We start from the raw sequence: 14,373 nt of genomic DNA, 5'->3' as shown, positions 1-14,373 counted from the left end.
CATAAATGCAAGGAAAAAGAGGAGTACCATAAAAGAACTGCCAGAGAGGAAGATCCACAGGCTGAAAGGTCTTTCGAGGAAATTTGTGGGAAGGTAGCTTTGGAGCAGCACATCCGAAATGTTCAGTAGGATGCGCCGGGTCGTTCCCGTTACAGAATAAGATGAGTGATAAATTAAGGTGGTAACGCGTAAGATACGCCCTTTGGAACAGAGATGTTTCAAAGGGCTTTTTCTATGTAAGAAGATTGATTCTGTAAAGGAAAAACGCTCCACTAAAGATGCTATAAAAACAGAAAGGATGGAACAGATGAAAGAACTGGAAAAGACATACAATCCGGCCGATATAGAAGACAGGCTGTACAGAAAATGGGAAGATAAGAAATATTTTCATGCAGAGGTAGATCGCAGTAAGAAACCATTTACGATCGTTATGCCGCCTCCAAATGTAACCGGACAGCTTCATATGGGTCATGCCCTGGACAATACGATGCAGGATATCCTCATTCGTTTCAAGAGAATGCAGGGCTACAGTGCATTATGGCAGCCGGGTACAGACCATGCAGCGATCGCTACAGAGGTAAAGGTAACAGAGAAATTAAAGGCAGAAGGTATTGATAAGAAGGAGATCGGCAGAGAGGCTTTCTTACAGCATGCCTGGAAATGGAAAGAAGAATACGGCGGAAGAATCGTAAACCAGTTAAAGAAGCTGGGTTCATCTGCTGACTGGGACAGAGAGCGTTTTACAATGGACGAGGGATGTTCAGAAGCAGTTAAGGAAGTATTTGTCAATCTCTATGAAAAGGGATATATCTACAAAGGTTCCAGGATCATCAACTGGTGTCCTGTATGTAAGACATCCATTTCGGACGCAGAGGTAGAGCATGTAGAGCAGGAAGGACATTTCTGGCATATCAATTATCCGATTGTTGGAGAAGAAGGAAGATATGTAGAGATCGCAACGACCAGACCGGAAACCCTGCTTGGTGATACGGCGGTTGCTGTAAATCCAAAGGATGAGCGTTATAAGGATATCATCGGTAAGATGCTGAAGCTCCCTTTAACAGACAGAGAGATCCCTGTTATCGCAGATGAATATGTAGATATGGAATTCGGAACAGGTTGTGTAAAGATTACACCGGCACATGATCCGAACGACTTCGAAGTAGGTAAGAGACACAATCTGGAAGAAATCAATATTTTAAACGATGATGCTACGATCAACGAGAAGGGCGGCAAATACGCAGGCATGGATCGTTATGAAGCAAGAAAAGCAATGGTAGCAGATCTGGAAAAAGAAGGTCTTCTTGTAAAGGTTGTACCACACACACATAACGTAGGAACACATGACAGATGTAAGACAACGGTAGAGCCAATGATCAAGCCACAGTGGTTTGTCCGTATGAAGGAAATGGGCCAGGCAGCTCTTGATCTGATCAAGACAGATGAGCTGGAATTTGTACCGGAGCAGTTTGATAAGACATACATCCACTGGCTTGAAAATATCCGCGACTGGTGTATCTCCCGTCAGCTTTGGTGGGGACACAGAATCCCGGCTTATTACTGTGATGAGTGTCATGAGACGATCGTTTCCAGAGAAGTTCCGACGGTATGTCCGAAGTGTGGATGCACACATCTGACACAGGATGAAGATACACTGGATACATGGTTCTCATCCGCACTCTGGCCATTCTCAACACTTGGCTGGCCAAAGAAGACACCGGAATATGAATATTTCTATCCGACTGACGTACTTGTAACCGGATACGATATCATCTTCTTCTGGGTTATCCGTATGGTATTCTCCGCACTGGAGCAGACAGGAAAGAGCCCATTTAAGCATGTTCTGATCCACGGACTGGTTCGTGACGATCAGGGCCGGAAGATGAGTAAGTCTCTTGGAAACGGTATCGATCCGCTTGAGGTTATTGATAAATATGGTGCAGATGCCCTTCGTCTGACACTGATCACAGGTAATGCACCGGGAAATGATATGCGTTTCTATTGGGAGCGTGTAGAGAATTCCAGAAACTTTGCAAATAAGATCTGGAATGCATCCAGATTCATTATGATGAATATGGAAAAGGCTGATTTCTCAAATGTAAAATTATCTGATCTTACGATCGCTGACCGTTGGATCTTATCCAAGGTCAATGATCTGGCAGTTGAGATGACAGATAACATGGAGAAATACGAGTTGGGTATCGCAGTTTCCAAGGTATACGATTTCATCTGGGAAGAATTCTGTGACTGGTATATCGAGATGGTTAAGCCAAGACTTTACAATGATGCAGACGAGACAAAGGCAGCAGCCCTCTGGACATTAAAGACAGTTCTGATCCGGGCATTGAAATTATTACATCCATATATGCCGTTTATCACGGAGGAGATTTTCTGTAATATTCAGGATGAGGAAGAATCTATCATGATCTCTGACTGGCCTGTATATAAAGAGGAGTGGAGCTTCAAGCAGGATGAAAATGCAGTTGATACGATCAAGGCTGCGGTTCGTGCGATTCGTAATCTGCGTACCGGTATGAATGTACCGCCAAGCAAGAAAGCAACTGTATATGTTGTATCTGCTAAGAGTGAGATCCGTGATATATTTGAAGCATCAAAGAATTTCTTTGCAACACTTGGATATGCAAGTGAGGTATTCATTCAGGATAGCAAGAATGGTATTGATGAGAATGCAGTATCTACCCTGATACATGATGCCGCACTCTATATTCCGCTTGCAGAGCTGGTTGATATCGACAAAGAGATCGAGCGTCTGGAGAAAGAATCCGGTCGTCTGGCCGGCGAGATCAAGCGTGCATCCGGTATGCTTGCAAATCCTAAATTTGTAGATAAAGCACCGGCTGCCAAGGTAGAAGAAGAAAAAGCCAAGCTTGCAAAATATACAGAAATGAAAGCCCAGGTTGAAGAACGTCTGGCTCAGTTAAAGAAGTAATAACAGAGACGCAAGGCTGTGTCCATATATGAATCGAAACGACAGTGTCGACAGAAATGATTCATGGTATAAATTCAAAAAGAAAGAAACAGGCTGGCTGATCCGCATATAAAAGCACTGATAATACAGATGTTTTCATATCGTATCAGACAGCCTGTCTGGTATAGGAAGATGATACAGGATATAGAACCAAAACGGTTTCATAATGAATATGCATATCGAAAACCGCCGAAGAATGATGATGTGATCCTTGCATTTTCCGAGAAACTGATCCTTGCCAAAAAGGTGGAGGATGAGCATGAGCTGGTCTGGCTCACTGTCTCGGAATATAAAAGCTATATAGGAATAAATGATACGGTCACGCAGGATGCATCATGGCAGGATAATCTGACATACCTGTTTGTGATCGATGACAGACAGTATTTTCTGTATCGGCCGCAGGATCTTGTCCGGACAACAGAGCCTTATTATGTTGAAAGATCAGCGAATGGAGCAACTGATGTAAATTGGGGAGAGCGTCTGGAGATTCCGGGTTATGAATACCGGAGCATGTATAAGACCAGAAGCTGCAAGCCAAAGGAAGAAGTGCTTGCGGCGGCAACCGGATGGCATCTGCATCTGTGGTATTCGATGAACCGCTATTGTGGAGCCTGCGGAACGCCTGTGCTCCCGGATGAGAAAGAACGGATGCTCCGTTGTCCGTCCTGCGGACATCTGATCTTCCCAACGATCGCACCGGCAGTAATTGTCGGAGTGACAGATGGCAATCGTATCATTCTTACAACTTACGCTGCAAGAGAGTATAAACGATACGCCCTGATCGCCGGCTTTACGGAAATAGGTGAGACGGTAGAGGAAACGGTTCGGCGTGAGGTGATGGAGGAAGTCGGAATACCGGTTAAGAATATCCGGTATTACAAATCACAGCCGTGGGGATTTGACAGCAATCTGCTGATGGGATTCTTCTGTCAGGCAGACAGAAAAAAGTCAGATGAGCATGAACCGGAACTGACCATCGATCATGAAGAACTTGCAAGCGGCGAATGGGTAGAGCGCGAGCAGATCCCGGACTATGGAGAACATCTGAGTCTGACACATGAGATGATGATGCAGTTTAAACGATATGGACAGGGTGTGTTTGATCTGAAAACAGACCGATCACAGGATTAAAACAGACCGATCACTATAAAAAAATAAAAATAAAGTTATCGTATTTGATATCTGAATAAAATAAAATAAAAAAAGAAAAGCATAAGGTTGAAAATAATTTCATATATTATAAAACCTGTGTTTAAAAGTAATAAAAAACGATTTGTTTCTGAAAAGCTGTTGGTTGACAAAACAAAAGCGGATGGTATAATGAGCCAAAAACCAGCTGGTAATACCAGTGTACCATACGATTTTGCAATGAGGCATTGAGAATGATCAGTGCCTCATTATTGTATCAGGATGTATTTCTGTTACAGTAAACACTTCAGGAACTGAGTAATCAGAAAAGTGAGGTATTATCAAGATGAAAGAAATCAATGCAGAGGAATTAAAAGGAAATCTGATCGAAATGATCAACAAAAAGTGGGCACTTGTAACTGCAGGAGATCATGAGAAGGCAAATACGATGACAGTAAGCTGGGGTTCCTTTGGTGAGTTCTGGTCAAAGCCTGTTATCACGATTTATATCCGCCCACAGAGATATACAAAGCAGTTTATCGATGAACAGAAGGAATTTTCCGTTTGTGTGCTTCCGGAAGAGTACAGAAAGGCACTGACTTATTGCGGAAGAACATCCGGTAAGGATGTAGCGGATAAATTTGCAGGAGCAGGGATCACTCTTGATTTCTGTGGTGATGTTCCGGTTATCAAAGAGGCAGGCATTACACTCATTTGCAGAAAAATGTGCGAAGGAGATATTGATCCTGCTACCTTTGCTGATCCTGAGGAAGGAGCAAAGGTATATCCGGATAAGGATTATCACAGATACTATATCGCAGAGATTGAAAAGGTACTTGTACCGGATGAATATTAAATTAATACGGGCGTTCGCGTCCGAGAAAGAACAGTCCGGCAGCGCCGGGACCGCAGTGAGATGCGGTAATTGTACCGGCATTTAAGATGCGTACCGGATGAGTGACATTCGGAAATGTCTGTAGGACGGAGTTCTTTAACAGATAGGCAAGCTCGGGGCAGGCAGCATGGGAGATGAAGCATTTTCCATTGTAGTCTGTCCCGTTTTCTGCGTAGTATTCCATCTCAGAGATCACCTCTCTTACGGCGCGCTTCTTGCCACGGACTTTTGTATAGGCATCTGCCATTCCGTTCTGATCCAGCCGGATCAGAGGATGAATGTTCAGGATCGATGCGATATGGGAAGCAGCGCCGCTGATCCGTCCGCTATGGTGTAGAAAGGTGAGATCGGTTGTAAAAAACTGGTGATGGATACAGGTACGATGCTTCATGATCCAGTCAGCAGCTGCTGCCAATGAAAGACCTTCATCCCGCATATCAGCAACGTAGTCCGTTAACAATCCATACCCTCCTGCACCGCAGAGAGAATCAATGACCTGCAGCTGCTTTCCCGGATAGTTCTTTTTTATTGCTGCCGCCGCACGATAGGCATTATTTGCCGATCCGCTTAAGGCGGAGCTGAAGGTGATATGAAGCACATCACCATTCTGTATCAGTCCTTCAAAGAAATCATAATAGGAAGCTTCGTTGATCTGGGAGGTTGTAGGCAACAGCCCTTTTTCCAACATCTTATAATACTTCGGCATCAGATCCGGATTTCGTTCCATGTTATCCTCGTATACATGTTCATGAATGATGTAAGTATAAGGAATGACTGCAATTTCCCGTTCATTCAGATAAGAATATGACAGATCCGTTGTCGATTCACACGATAAGATAAAATTTCTCATGATAAAAACCTCCAATACAATTTCCGATATATTTCCTGTATTAGTATTACCGGTGTTGATGAAAATACTCTTTGAAAAAATTGTTATTATTGCGTATTTAGTAAATGACTTACTTGCATGGTTCATTGTAATATGGTTTGATCTGACTGGATATGATAATAAGTTCCAAAATATAAGATTGCATTGGCTGATTTTGATAATTGGAATAATACATATTATTGCAACAACGATTTGCTGCGTGTTTTTCTATAAGAAAGCGAGAACAAAGTATAAGATTCAAATTGGAAGCAAGCTGTTCGTATTCAATGAGATTATGGCATTATTGCCTTATTTGTATTTAATGTTCACTTGGATTATCATATAACTCGGAACTTACGGAGGAAAATAGTAATGGCACTGTTCCTGCTGATTACATATATAGTAATTTTAATATTTCAAATAATATTATTTGTGATAACCATTCGCAAGAAAACAAAAAAACTTTGGCGGATATTGTTTTCGGCAGAACTGATTCCGCTGCTTATATCCATAGGACTGATGATTTACTATAATAATCTTCCTGGATATGGATTTATGCCAGGACTAACTTATTTGGGAGAAGTATTGTTTAGTTTTGGAGCGGTTGTTTTGTACTGTATAAGTTTCCTGATTTCTATATGCAGTTATATTGCAATTTCAAATAAACAAACTTAATTTGAGGTATTCCACTTGTGTGTTTATTTGAGTTCCTTGAATGAGCTTAAATATTATGTTAATCTTTTAAAGAAGTTGGCGTGTAGTTGAGTAGAAAGATAAATCGAAAGTTATAAAGGAGAACTGAAATTTATGGATAATAAATGGGAAGAGTTATACGATGCAGCAAAACAGGTATTAAAACCACGAGATGTTTCGAAAATTATTGAAGCAGGAGGAGTTGCTGCTGCGGTAGAATCTATATCGGGTAAAATTTATGTTGGGGTGTGCGTAGATACAGCGTGTACTTTGGGCGTATGTGCCGAAAGAAATGCTATCTTCAATATGATTACAAATGGTGAGGATGCTATTAAACGAGTAATTGCTATTGATGGAGATGGAAAAGCCATTCCACCTTGCGGAGCTTGCAGGGAATTTATGACACAGCTAATGCCAGAAGAATATCGAAAAATTGAGATAATGATGGATTATGAAAATGAGCGAATAGTAACGCTTGGCGATTTAACACCAGAATGGTGGATATAATCTCATTTTATCAAATCGGAATTTTCTTGATGATGGAGGATGCGTATGGAACATAAGGGCACAATTAGAATAGAAACAGATAGATTAGTTCTTAAACGACATGTATTAGATGATGCAGAAATCATGTTTAAAAACTGGGTAACAGAAAAAGATGTAACAAAGTTTTTAAGTTGGCAACCGCATAAAAATGTCGACGAGACAAAGCAATTACTAATTGATTGGATAGAATCGTATGATAAGCAGGATTTCTATTTTTGGACAATTGAGTTAAAAGATTCGCATGAACTGGTTGGAGATATATCAGTAGTAAGTCTCGATGAGGCAACAGAAAGTGTGGAGCTCGGGTATGGTATTGGAAGCAGATGGTGGGGAAAAGGTATAACTGCAGAAGCAGGAAGGGCATTGGTAAAATTCTTTTTTGAAGAAGTAAAAGTCAAACGTGTATATGCAAAGCATGCTGCAGGTAATCCAAACTCAGGAAGTGTAATGCAGAAAATGGGAATGAAAAAAGAAGGAATAATTAGGCAGTCGGGAACCTGTAATCAAGGTATTGTGGATGAAGTTTATTATTCCATACTTAGAAATGAGTATTTTAGTAATGATAATTGATGAAAAAATCTAATTTAGCGACACACTCGAAAATTTCAGTTTGTAGGGAACAAATCAGACAATTTTATAATAAAACAGCGTTAGAGCATTTATGTGTGAGAGAAAAATCAAGTGTAGGAGAATACATGACATGAAATATACGAATAAGCATATAAAAGAAGAATACAAATTCAATCAAATGTGGCGGACGATCGGAATGATTCTCTTATTGATAGGAATATTTTTGGTGGCATTTGGATTGATTCAGACAAAGAGAAAGATGGATTGTGTTCGACCATTTGAACAGGTATTACAGGAAGAAGCCAATCCTGCGAATCAGACAGCATATATTGATATTATCCAGGTACCGGAGAAACTGGCAGAAAATAAATATGAAGGATATTACCTTGTAACAACGGCAGAGGAAAGCTATATTGTAGGGATGCAACCGGAACAGTTTGCAGATTTGAAGCAGAGAGTTGAAGAGAATGGTACGGCAAGAGTGGAAGGCATGACGAAAGTTGTGACTGACGAGAACGTAAAAAAAATAATAAGTGAGTATATCAATTACAAATTTATTTATATATGTATGACGAAGCTTACCTATGGAAAAATACTCAAGGAAGGATATTTTGTGAATCTGGATATCGGAGGCATCTTAATATTGATTGGAATTTCGATGGTATTAACCCAGGTGCGTGCGATTAAAAAATACAGACATCCATTGGCAGAGCAGATTGACGAAGAATGTAATCAGCCGGAAGCTCTCTGGTTTAATGATTTTAGGATATATTTGACAAAGAACTTTCTTGTATCTGTATATGGTGGAAAGCTGACTGCACTGGATCTGGCAAAGGTACGATTGACAAGACTGTTTGAAACAGTGAAGGGAAGCATGAACGTTATCACTTTGGAGGTAACGACAACAGAACAGGAGAAAATAACTGTCAGCGAGAATGAATGGTCATTTTTTACAATGAATGAAGAAGAGATTACTTATCTGACAGATGTATTCGGTAAAAGAAATATTGAATTTGTTTGTGAGATTCAACCAGATGAAGAAATCGATGAAGACGAAGAGTTTTGAAACGGAAATATTCAAAGGATGGAATTGGGATATTGCATACAATATAATAAAAAAGGTACAGATTTGAGTGAAGAAGATGTGGCTTTACATTTAAATGGGATGATTATAAAGAATTTAAGAAACTTTTAGATAAAGAATATAAAGATTATTTAAGTGTATAACCAGTATTATGAGCAAATTATATGAAGGGACAGATTTGATATATGGGTTTATTTAATAAAATGAAAAATTTTTTTTCGGGCTTTAAGTATAAGCTGGACAGAGAGATTTTAAGGGAATATCTCCAGCATACAATTGATTTTGCTGTCGAGAATAAGTTGCCATTTTGTGATGAATTTTATATTGCCGACAGTCTTGATGCAAAGGATAGATTACATGTCACTATCCTAAATTATGATGTACCGGGAGATGCTGTTTATGAGATTGAGAAGAGTTTTGAGGGAATAGTTATTTTTGCAAATCATGAGAAATGTTATGATCCGGAAAATGATCATAAGTATATTGATGCGGAAGATTTTATAAGCCAAGAGCTTTGCACGTTGCCAGAAGAGTTTTTTGTAGCCATGGATATCGCACCGACTATGCTTGAACAGTATATGATAAAATGAGCATTAGAAGACCGATGGTGTGGAGATTGTTTTGTTCACATAAAATGGAAAAGGTAGGATGGATTGTCGTGATTGTTATCGTGACTATCTTATATTAATTGGAGTAAAAAAGAAATTGAGGGGATATAAGTATCATACGGAAAAATAACTATATTATTTTGAAGAAAAGTACATAGTTTATCCCATTTCTAATATGATTTAATTATGTTACACGTTGATAAATCGGAAGTTTAAGAATTGTCTAGGAGATATGATTTATGAAAAAAACACATTTAATAATTGTAAATATAATTCTTTTACTGTGGTATTTTCTTTCAATGATAGGATTGAAGATTGGAGACAAATACTTGGTAACAGGTGCATTTGAGGAAGAATGGCTATTTATGCTTATTCCGACAATTACATTCGTTTTAATGTTAGTTACAAAAAATGTTGGAAGGAATATACATTTGATATGGTTGGCAGGGTGGTTTGTCACTCAGTTCTTAAGTCATGAATGGTATACTTTATTTGGAAGAGGATTTATGGGAGAAATGGACAAGAAGATTGCCTATTTTTCAGAATGCATTCAATTAATAAATGTGGATGGAAGATATGTTCCTGATGTATATCATATTGTATTACATATTTTGATAATTATTGCATTTGTTGTGACCTTGCTTTATAGAGAAGAAAAAACATTAGTTGACGAAGTGTGAAAATTCCAGTTTTTGAAACTGAGAAATCGGAAGTTGTGGAGGAACAGAAACTTTGAATTTATTGCTAACTAAAGAGGTATAAATATGCCAACCGGAATTATGATAATTGGTCCATCCGGAAGTGGAAAGACAACACTTGGAAAAATTGTTGCACAGAAATTGGGATATCCATATTTTGATGTGGACGATTATATATGGAAACAGAATACAGATAGTCCATATACACAGATGTATACACGAGATGAAAAGATTAGCAGACTGAGCAATGATATTGCTCCATATGAACATTTTGTTATGGCTGGTTCGATGAGTTCGTTCCATTACGCATTTGATGAGATGTTTGAAATGATGGTACTTCTTTATGTTTCACCGGATATTCGAATAGAAAGAGTCCATAAAAGAGCAATAGAGCGATTTGGTGAAAGAGTGCTTGAAGGTGGAGATATGTATGAAGCCCATATGAGATTTTTGAATGATAATCGAAGTTATGAAGGAGATGGTTCTCCGAATATGAGAGAACAGAAAGAATGGATGAAAAATATGTCGTGTGTAAAAATTGAATTGGATGGAGCTGCGGATCTTGAAAAGAACGCAGATATTATTGTAAACAATTGGAAGGGGATAGCGAGATAACTTCCAGTTGAACAAAATCGCTGCGCCACAGCCTTGGCAGGCCATCGCGCAGCGATTTTGTTCAATCGGAGATTACCTTGCAGAACTCAATGAGCGGGCAGAAGCAATGTTTTCTCGGCTGGTAAAGCAGCTTTCCGAAAAAGAGGGTGTAACGGAAGCCTCAAAGCGGAAAATCAAATGCTGTGGGTACAAAGAATGAACAACATCCGCAGCGCTGCTATGGAAATCGTTTCGAGTGAGCTTATATACTGTTAATACTAAGTAAGAAAAGTCGCTGTCAACAGACGGCGGCTTTTCCTTTGCGGGTAGTATTCAAGAAGTCATAAAGTTCCGTGAGTAATGGAAGAAGCCAGCGTTTGCGGAAATGTCACAATTTACGGAAGTAAAGTTTCAAATACCACTTGCCTTTTTGTACTTTCTGTGATATTATTGGTATGCGTACCAAAACACTTGAAGAGAGATGATATATTTGCGAAGAAACAGCAGTGAAACAAAGAGGAAAATACTGACCGTATGCGTGCGTCTCTTTTTGGAGCAGGGGTATAAAAACACCTCTGTCGGTCAGATTGTGGACGAAGCGGGCGTGGCAAGGGGAAGCTATTTGAATCTGTTTCCTACCAAGGACAGAATTTTGCTGGAATTGACCGAAACAATGTTCGGCGGACAGTTCGGCGTGGCAAGAAGCATTGCAGACAGCAAGCTGCCACCGGTTTACGCCTATGCGGTGGAAACGGCGATCCAACTGACCCTGACCGAGCAGAACGAGAACCTGCGGGAAATCTACATTGAAGCCTATTCCCTGCCCGACACGTCGGAATATATTTACCTGCATACCACAGCAGAGCTGAAGCAGATTTTTGGTGAATATTTCCCCGATGATACCGAGAGCGACTTTTACGAGATGGAAATTGGCACAGCAGGATTGATGCGTAGCTATATGGCGAGAAAATGTGATATTCATTTTCCATTGGAACGCAAGCTCAACCGCTTTTTGACGGCATCAATGAGAGTATATCGTGTACCGGAAGCAGAGCAGGCAAAGGTGCTTGCCTTTATTCAATCACTGGATATCAAGGCAATTGCCACCGAGGTAATGTATAAGCTGTTCGCCATGTTGGAAATGAAATATGACTTTAAGCTGTCAATGGACAACAAAGGAGAGGAAACTATATGAATAAGAAAATTTTGAGCGTTGTGCTCATACTGTGCGTGATGCTGGCTGTTATGCCTATGACGGCATATGCGGCGGTTAGAGCGTTTTGTCCTAAATGCGACCAGGCACAAACGGTAAGGATGACTTGTCAATACGCAAATGATAAATGGCACCGATGCGATCTTACATGCACGGTGTGTGATAATACATGGAATTACTGGCAGGCACACACATGGAGCGGAACGGCGACTTGCACAAGCGGAAAGACATGCACGGTTTGCGGCGGATCTTCCGAACCGCTTGGGCACGACTGGAGCACTTGGACGCAGAACAGCGATGAAAAGACCCACACCCGAATCTGTAAGCGCGATGCCTCGCACACCGAGACTAATAACTGCACCGGCGGCACGGCGACCTGCACCGCCAAGGCTGTCTGCACGGTCTGCGGCGGCGAATACGGCGAGATGGCGGCACACAGCTTCACTGCCGAAAAAGCAGAGGCGCAGTATTTGAAGTCTGCTGCAACCTGTACCGAAAAGGCGGTCTATTACAAGTCCTGCGCAGTCTGCGGTCTGAGTTCCGAGGGCACGGCGGATGAGGCGACCTTCCTCTCCGGCAATGCACTGGACCACAACTGGGGCGATTGGACGCAGAACAGCGATGAAGAGACCCACACCCGAATCTGTAAGCGCGATGCCTCGCACACCGAGACTAATAACTGCACCGGCGGCACGGCGACCTGCACCGCAAAAGCCGTCTGCGAGGTATGCAAGTCTGAGTATGGCGAAAAGCTGCCCCACGACTTAACGGCGGAGACCGTGGATGCAAAGTACCTGAAATCCGCCGCCACCTGCACGGGAAAGGCGATCTATTACAAGTCCTGCGCAGTCTGCGGTCTGAGCTCCGAAGGCACGGCGGATGAGGCGACCTTCTTCTCCGGCAATGCGCTGAACCATAACTGGGGCGATTGGACGTCCAACGAAGACGGCACCCATACCCGCACCTGCACCGTTGACGGATGCTCTGCAGGCACGCAAACGGAGAATTGCATCGATGCAAACAAAGACCACAAATGTGATATCTGCGATTATATAATCAGCGAGTGTGCAGACGATAACAAAGATCACAAGTGTGATTATTGTGGCAAGAAGCTGATTGAGCATACTGGTGGGAAAGCGACCTGCAAGGACAAGGCAAAGTGCGAGATCTGCGGTGCGGAATACGGTGAGCTTGATCCGAAGAACCACACTAACTTAAAGCACTTCCCGGCAAAGGCGGCGACCAAGACCACCGAGGGCAATATCGAGTACTGGTACTGCGAAGGCTGTGGCAAGTATTTCAGCGACAAGGGCGGTACAAAGGAAATCAAAAAAGCCGACACTGTAACGGCGAAGCTGAAGGACGATTCCAAATCTCCGCAGACCGGTGACACAAGCAATCTTGCTTTGTGGCTTGCCTTGCTGTTTGTCAGCGGCTGTGTAGCAATTGGAACAACGGCAGTAAGCAGAAAGAAAAAGTACAACAGATAATTGAATAGCGTTCCCTTGCTCCATCTTCCGAGCAAGACAAAAGCGTCGTAGCAATACGGCGCTTTTCACCAGAGCTGTCATGTTCTGCATGATCCTACATGGATGGACAAACACATTGATGGGAGTGGTAGATATCAATCAAGATCCGTTGTATTATGTATTACTGGCTGTAATGACAGCAATCTCAACGATAATTAGCATTTGGATTCAGAAAAAACGAGAGAACGTTCATTCATAGATTCCTGTTTGTCGGACTAATGATATAAAAAAATAATATTAGAGCAGGTAACAAGCAGGTGGTAATATAACAGACTGCCTGCCTTTTTATGTTTATATGATATGAAAATGCTAAAATGTCTGTAAGATATTTAGGTATTTATTAACCAAAATATCTTATAAACTATTGCATGGTATCAAGTCGTTGGGTATAATAAAAGATATTTAGGGATATAATAACCAAAATATCTTTTAAGGGGAATGCTATGGTAAAAGAAATTAAAAGAGATTACTATTTAGAACAACTTATAAATCGTGAAGGAAATGGTCTGATTAAAATTGTAACAGGAATAAGAAGATGTGGAAAATCATATTTATTGCGAACGCTGTTTAAAAATCATTTGCTTGAAAATGGAGTGGATGAAAAACACATCATTGAAATGGCGTTTGATTTATTCGATAATATAGAATATCGAGATCCGAAAATCTTTTACCCTTGGGCAAAGGAACAACTTCAAGATACTGAAAAATACTACTTTCTTTTAGATGAAGTGCAGTTGCTGGATGAGTTTGTGAGTGTGCTTAACGGTTTAGCGGATAAGAAGAATTGCGATGTGTTTGTAACGGGAAGTAATGCAAAGTTTTTATCCAGAGATATAGCTACTGAATTTGGCGGCAGAGGGGATGAGGTTCATATGTACCCTTTGAGCTTTTCGGAATTTATGAGTTGCTATGATGGAAATAAATATGATGGATGGAACGAATATATTACTTATGGCGG

General features: G+C 41.0%; 14 protein-coding genes and 1 other annotated feature. Of the genes, 13 read left to right on the top strand and 1 reads right to left on the bottom strand.

The window, feature by feature from the left end:
- The first annotated feature begins 1 nt into the window (after window position 1).
- Window positions 2-206, top strand: a binding site (T-box leader).
- Window positions 207-307: 101 nt separating this feature from the next.
- The 3 genes from OCV60_RS08390 (at window position 308) to OCV60_RS08380 (ending at window position 4,973) form a co-directional block, all read left to right on the top strand.
- On the top strand, window positions 308-2,950 hold the full coding sequence (locus tag OCV60_RS08390; RefSeq protein WP_044945721.1) for a valine--tRNA ligase: 2,643 nt from the start codon (window positions 308-310) through the stop codon (window positions 2,948-2,950).
- A gap of 171 nt (window positions 2,951-3,121) precedes the next feature.
- Window positions 3,122-4,120 (top strand): NAD(+) diphosphatase, encoded by a 999-nt coding sequence (nudC, locus tag OCV60_RS08385; protein WP_262530023.1) that lies wholly within the window; start codon window positions 3,122-3,124, stop codon window positions 4,118-4,120.
- 343 nt (window positions 4,121-4,463) lie between these two features.
- A complete protein-coding gene (locus tag OCV60_RS08380; protein ID WP_021944623.1) occupies window positions 4,464-4,973 on the top strand; it encodes a flavin reductase family protein in 510 nt (169 codons plus the stop codon).
- A gap of 1 nt (window position 4,974) precedes the next feature.
- On the opposite strand, the gene OCV60_RS08375 is transcribed toward OCV60_RS08380, so the two are convergent.
- Window positions 4,975-5,862 (bottom strand): DegV family protein, encoded by an 888-nt coding sequence (locus OCV60_RS08375; protein ID WP_021944624.1) that lies wholly within the window; start codon window positions 5,860-5,862, stop codon window positions 4,975-4,977.
- An 825-nt stretch (window positions 5,863-6,687) separates the two neighbouring features.
- Between OCV60_RS08375 and OCV60_RS08370 the strand changes: the two genes are divergently transcribed.
- The 10 genes from OCV60_RS08370 to OCV60_RS08325 form a co-directional block, all read left to right on the top strand.
- The gene (locus OCV60_RS08370) at window positions 6,688-7,080 is read left to right on the top strand and encodes a cytidine deaminase family protein (RefSeq protein ID WP_021944626.1); all 393 of its coding nucleotides are present in this window, start codon (window positions 6,688-6,690) and stop codon (window positions 7,078-7,080) included.
- A gap of 45 nt (window positions 7,081-7,125) precedes the next feature.
- Window positions 7,126-7,689 carry a GNAT family N-acetyltransferase gene (locus OCV60_RS08365; protein ID WP_015534086.1) on the top strand — a complete coding sequence of 188 codons (564 nt, stop codon included), beginning with the start codon at window positions 7,126-7,128 and terminating at the stop codon, window positions 7,687-7,689.
- Window positions 7,690-7,819: 130 nt separating this feature from the next.
- Complete coding sequence (locus tag OCV60_RS08360; RefSeq protein ID WP_055145659.1) at window positions 7,820-8,755, top strand: hypothetical protein; 936 nt, start codon at window positions 7,820-7,822, stop codon at window positions 8,753-8,755.
- Between the two features lie 203 nt (window positions 8,756-8,958).
- A complete protein-coding gene (locus tag OCV60_RS08355) occupies window positions 8,959-9,363 on the top strand; it encodes a hypothetical protein (protein ID WP_015534085.1) in 405 nt (134 codons plus the stop codon).
- Window positions 9,364-9,620: 257 nt separating this feature from the next.
- Window positions 9,621-10,061, top strand: coding sequence for a hypothetical protein (locus tag OCV60_RS08350; RefSeq protein WP_015534084.1), 441 nt, complete (start codon window positions 9,621-9,623; stop codon window positions 10,059-10,061).
- 84 nt (window positions 10,062-10,145) lie between these two features.
- A complete protein-coding gene (locus OCV60_RS08345) occupies window positions 10,146-10,694 on the top strand; it encodes an AAA family ATPase (RefSeq protein WP_117785875.1) in 549 nt (182 codons plus the stop codon).
- 177 nt (window positions 10,695-10,871) lie between these two features.
- On the top strand, window positions 10,872-10,949 hold the full coding sequence (locus OCV60_RS13195; RefSeq protein WP_317258981.1) for a TnpV protein: 78 nt from the start codon (window positions 10,872-10,874) through the stop codon (window positions 10,947-10,949).
- Window positions 10,950-11,154: 205 nt separating this feature from the next.
- A complete protein-coding gene (locus OCV60_RS08335) occupies window positions 11,155-11,868 on the top strand; it encodes a TetR/AcrR family transcriptional regulator (RefSeq protein WP_117785876.1) in 714 nt (237 codons plus the stop codon).
- Window positions 11,865-13,376, top strand: a complete 1,512-nt coding sequence (locus OCV60_RS08330) for a hypothetical protein (RefSeq protein WP_262530022.1) — start codon at window positions 11,865-11,867, stop codon at window positions 13,374-13,376. Before OCV60_RS08335 ends, OCV60_RS08330 begins: the two co-directional genes overlap by 4 nt.
- Before the next feature lie 482 nt (window positions 13,377-13,858).
- The coding region (locus OCV60_RS08325) for an ATP-binding protein (RefSeq protein ID WP_262530021.1) at window positions 13,859-14,373 on the top strand (515 nt) is incomplete at its 3' end.

This window comes from Coprococcus ammoniilyticus (genome assembly GCF_025567345.1).
Taxonomy (GTDB): Bacteria; Bacillota; Clostridia; order Lachnospirales; family Lachnospiraceae; genus Coprococcus; species Coprococcus ammoniilyticus.
Note: the sequence above shows the minus strand (reverse complement) of the source record. Positions and strands in the feature narration are given on the sequence as shown.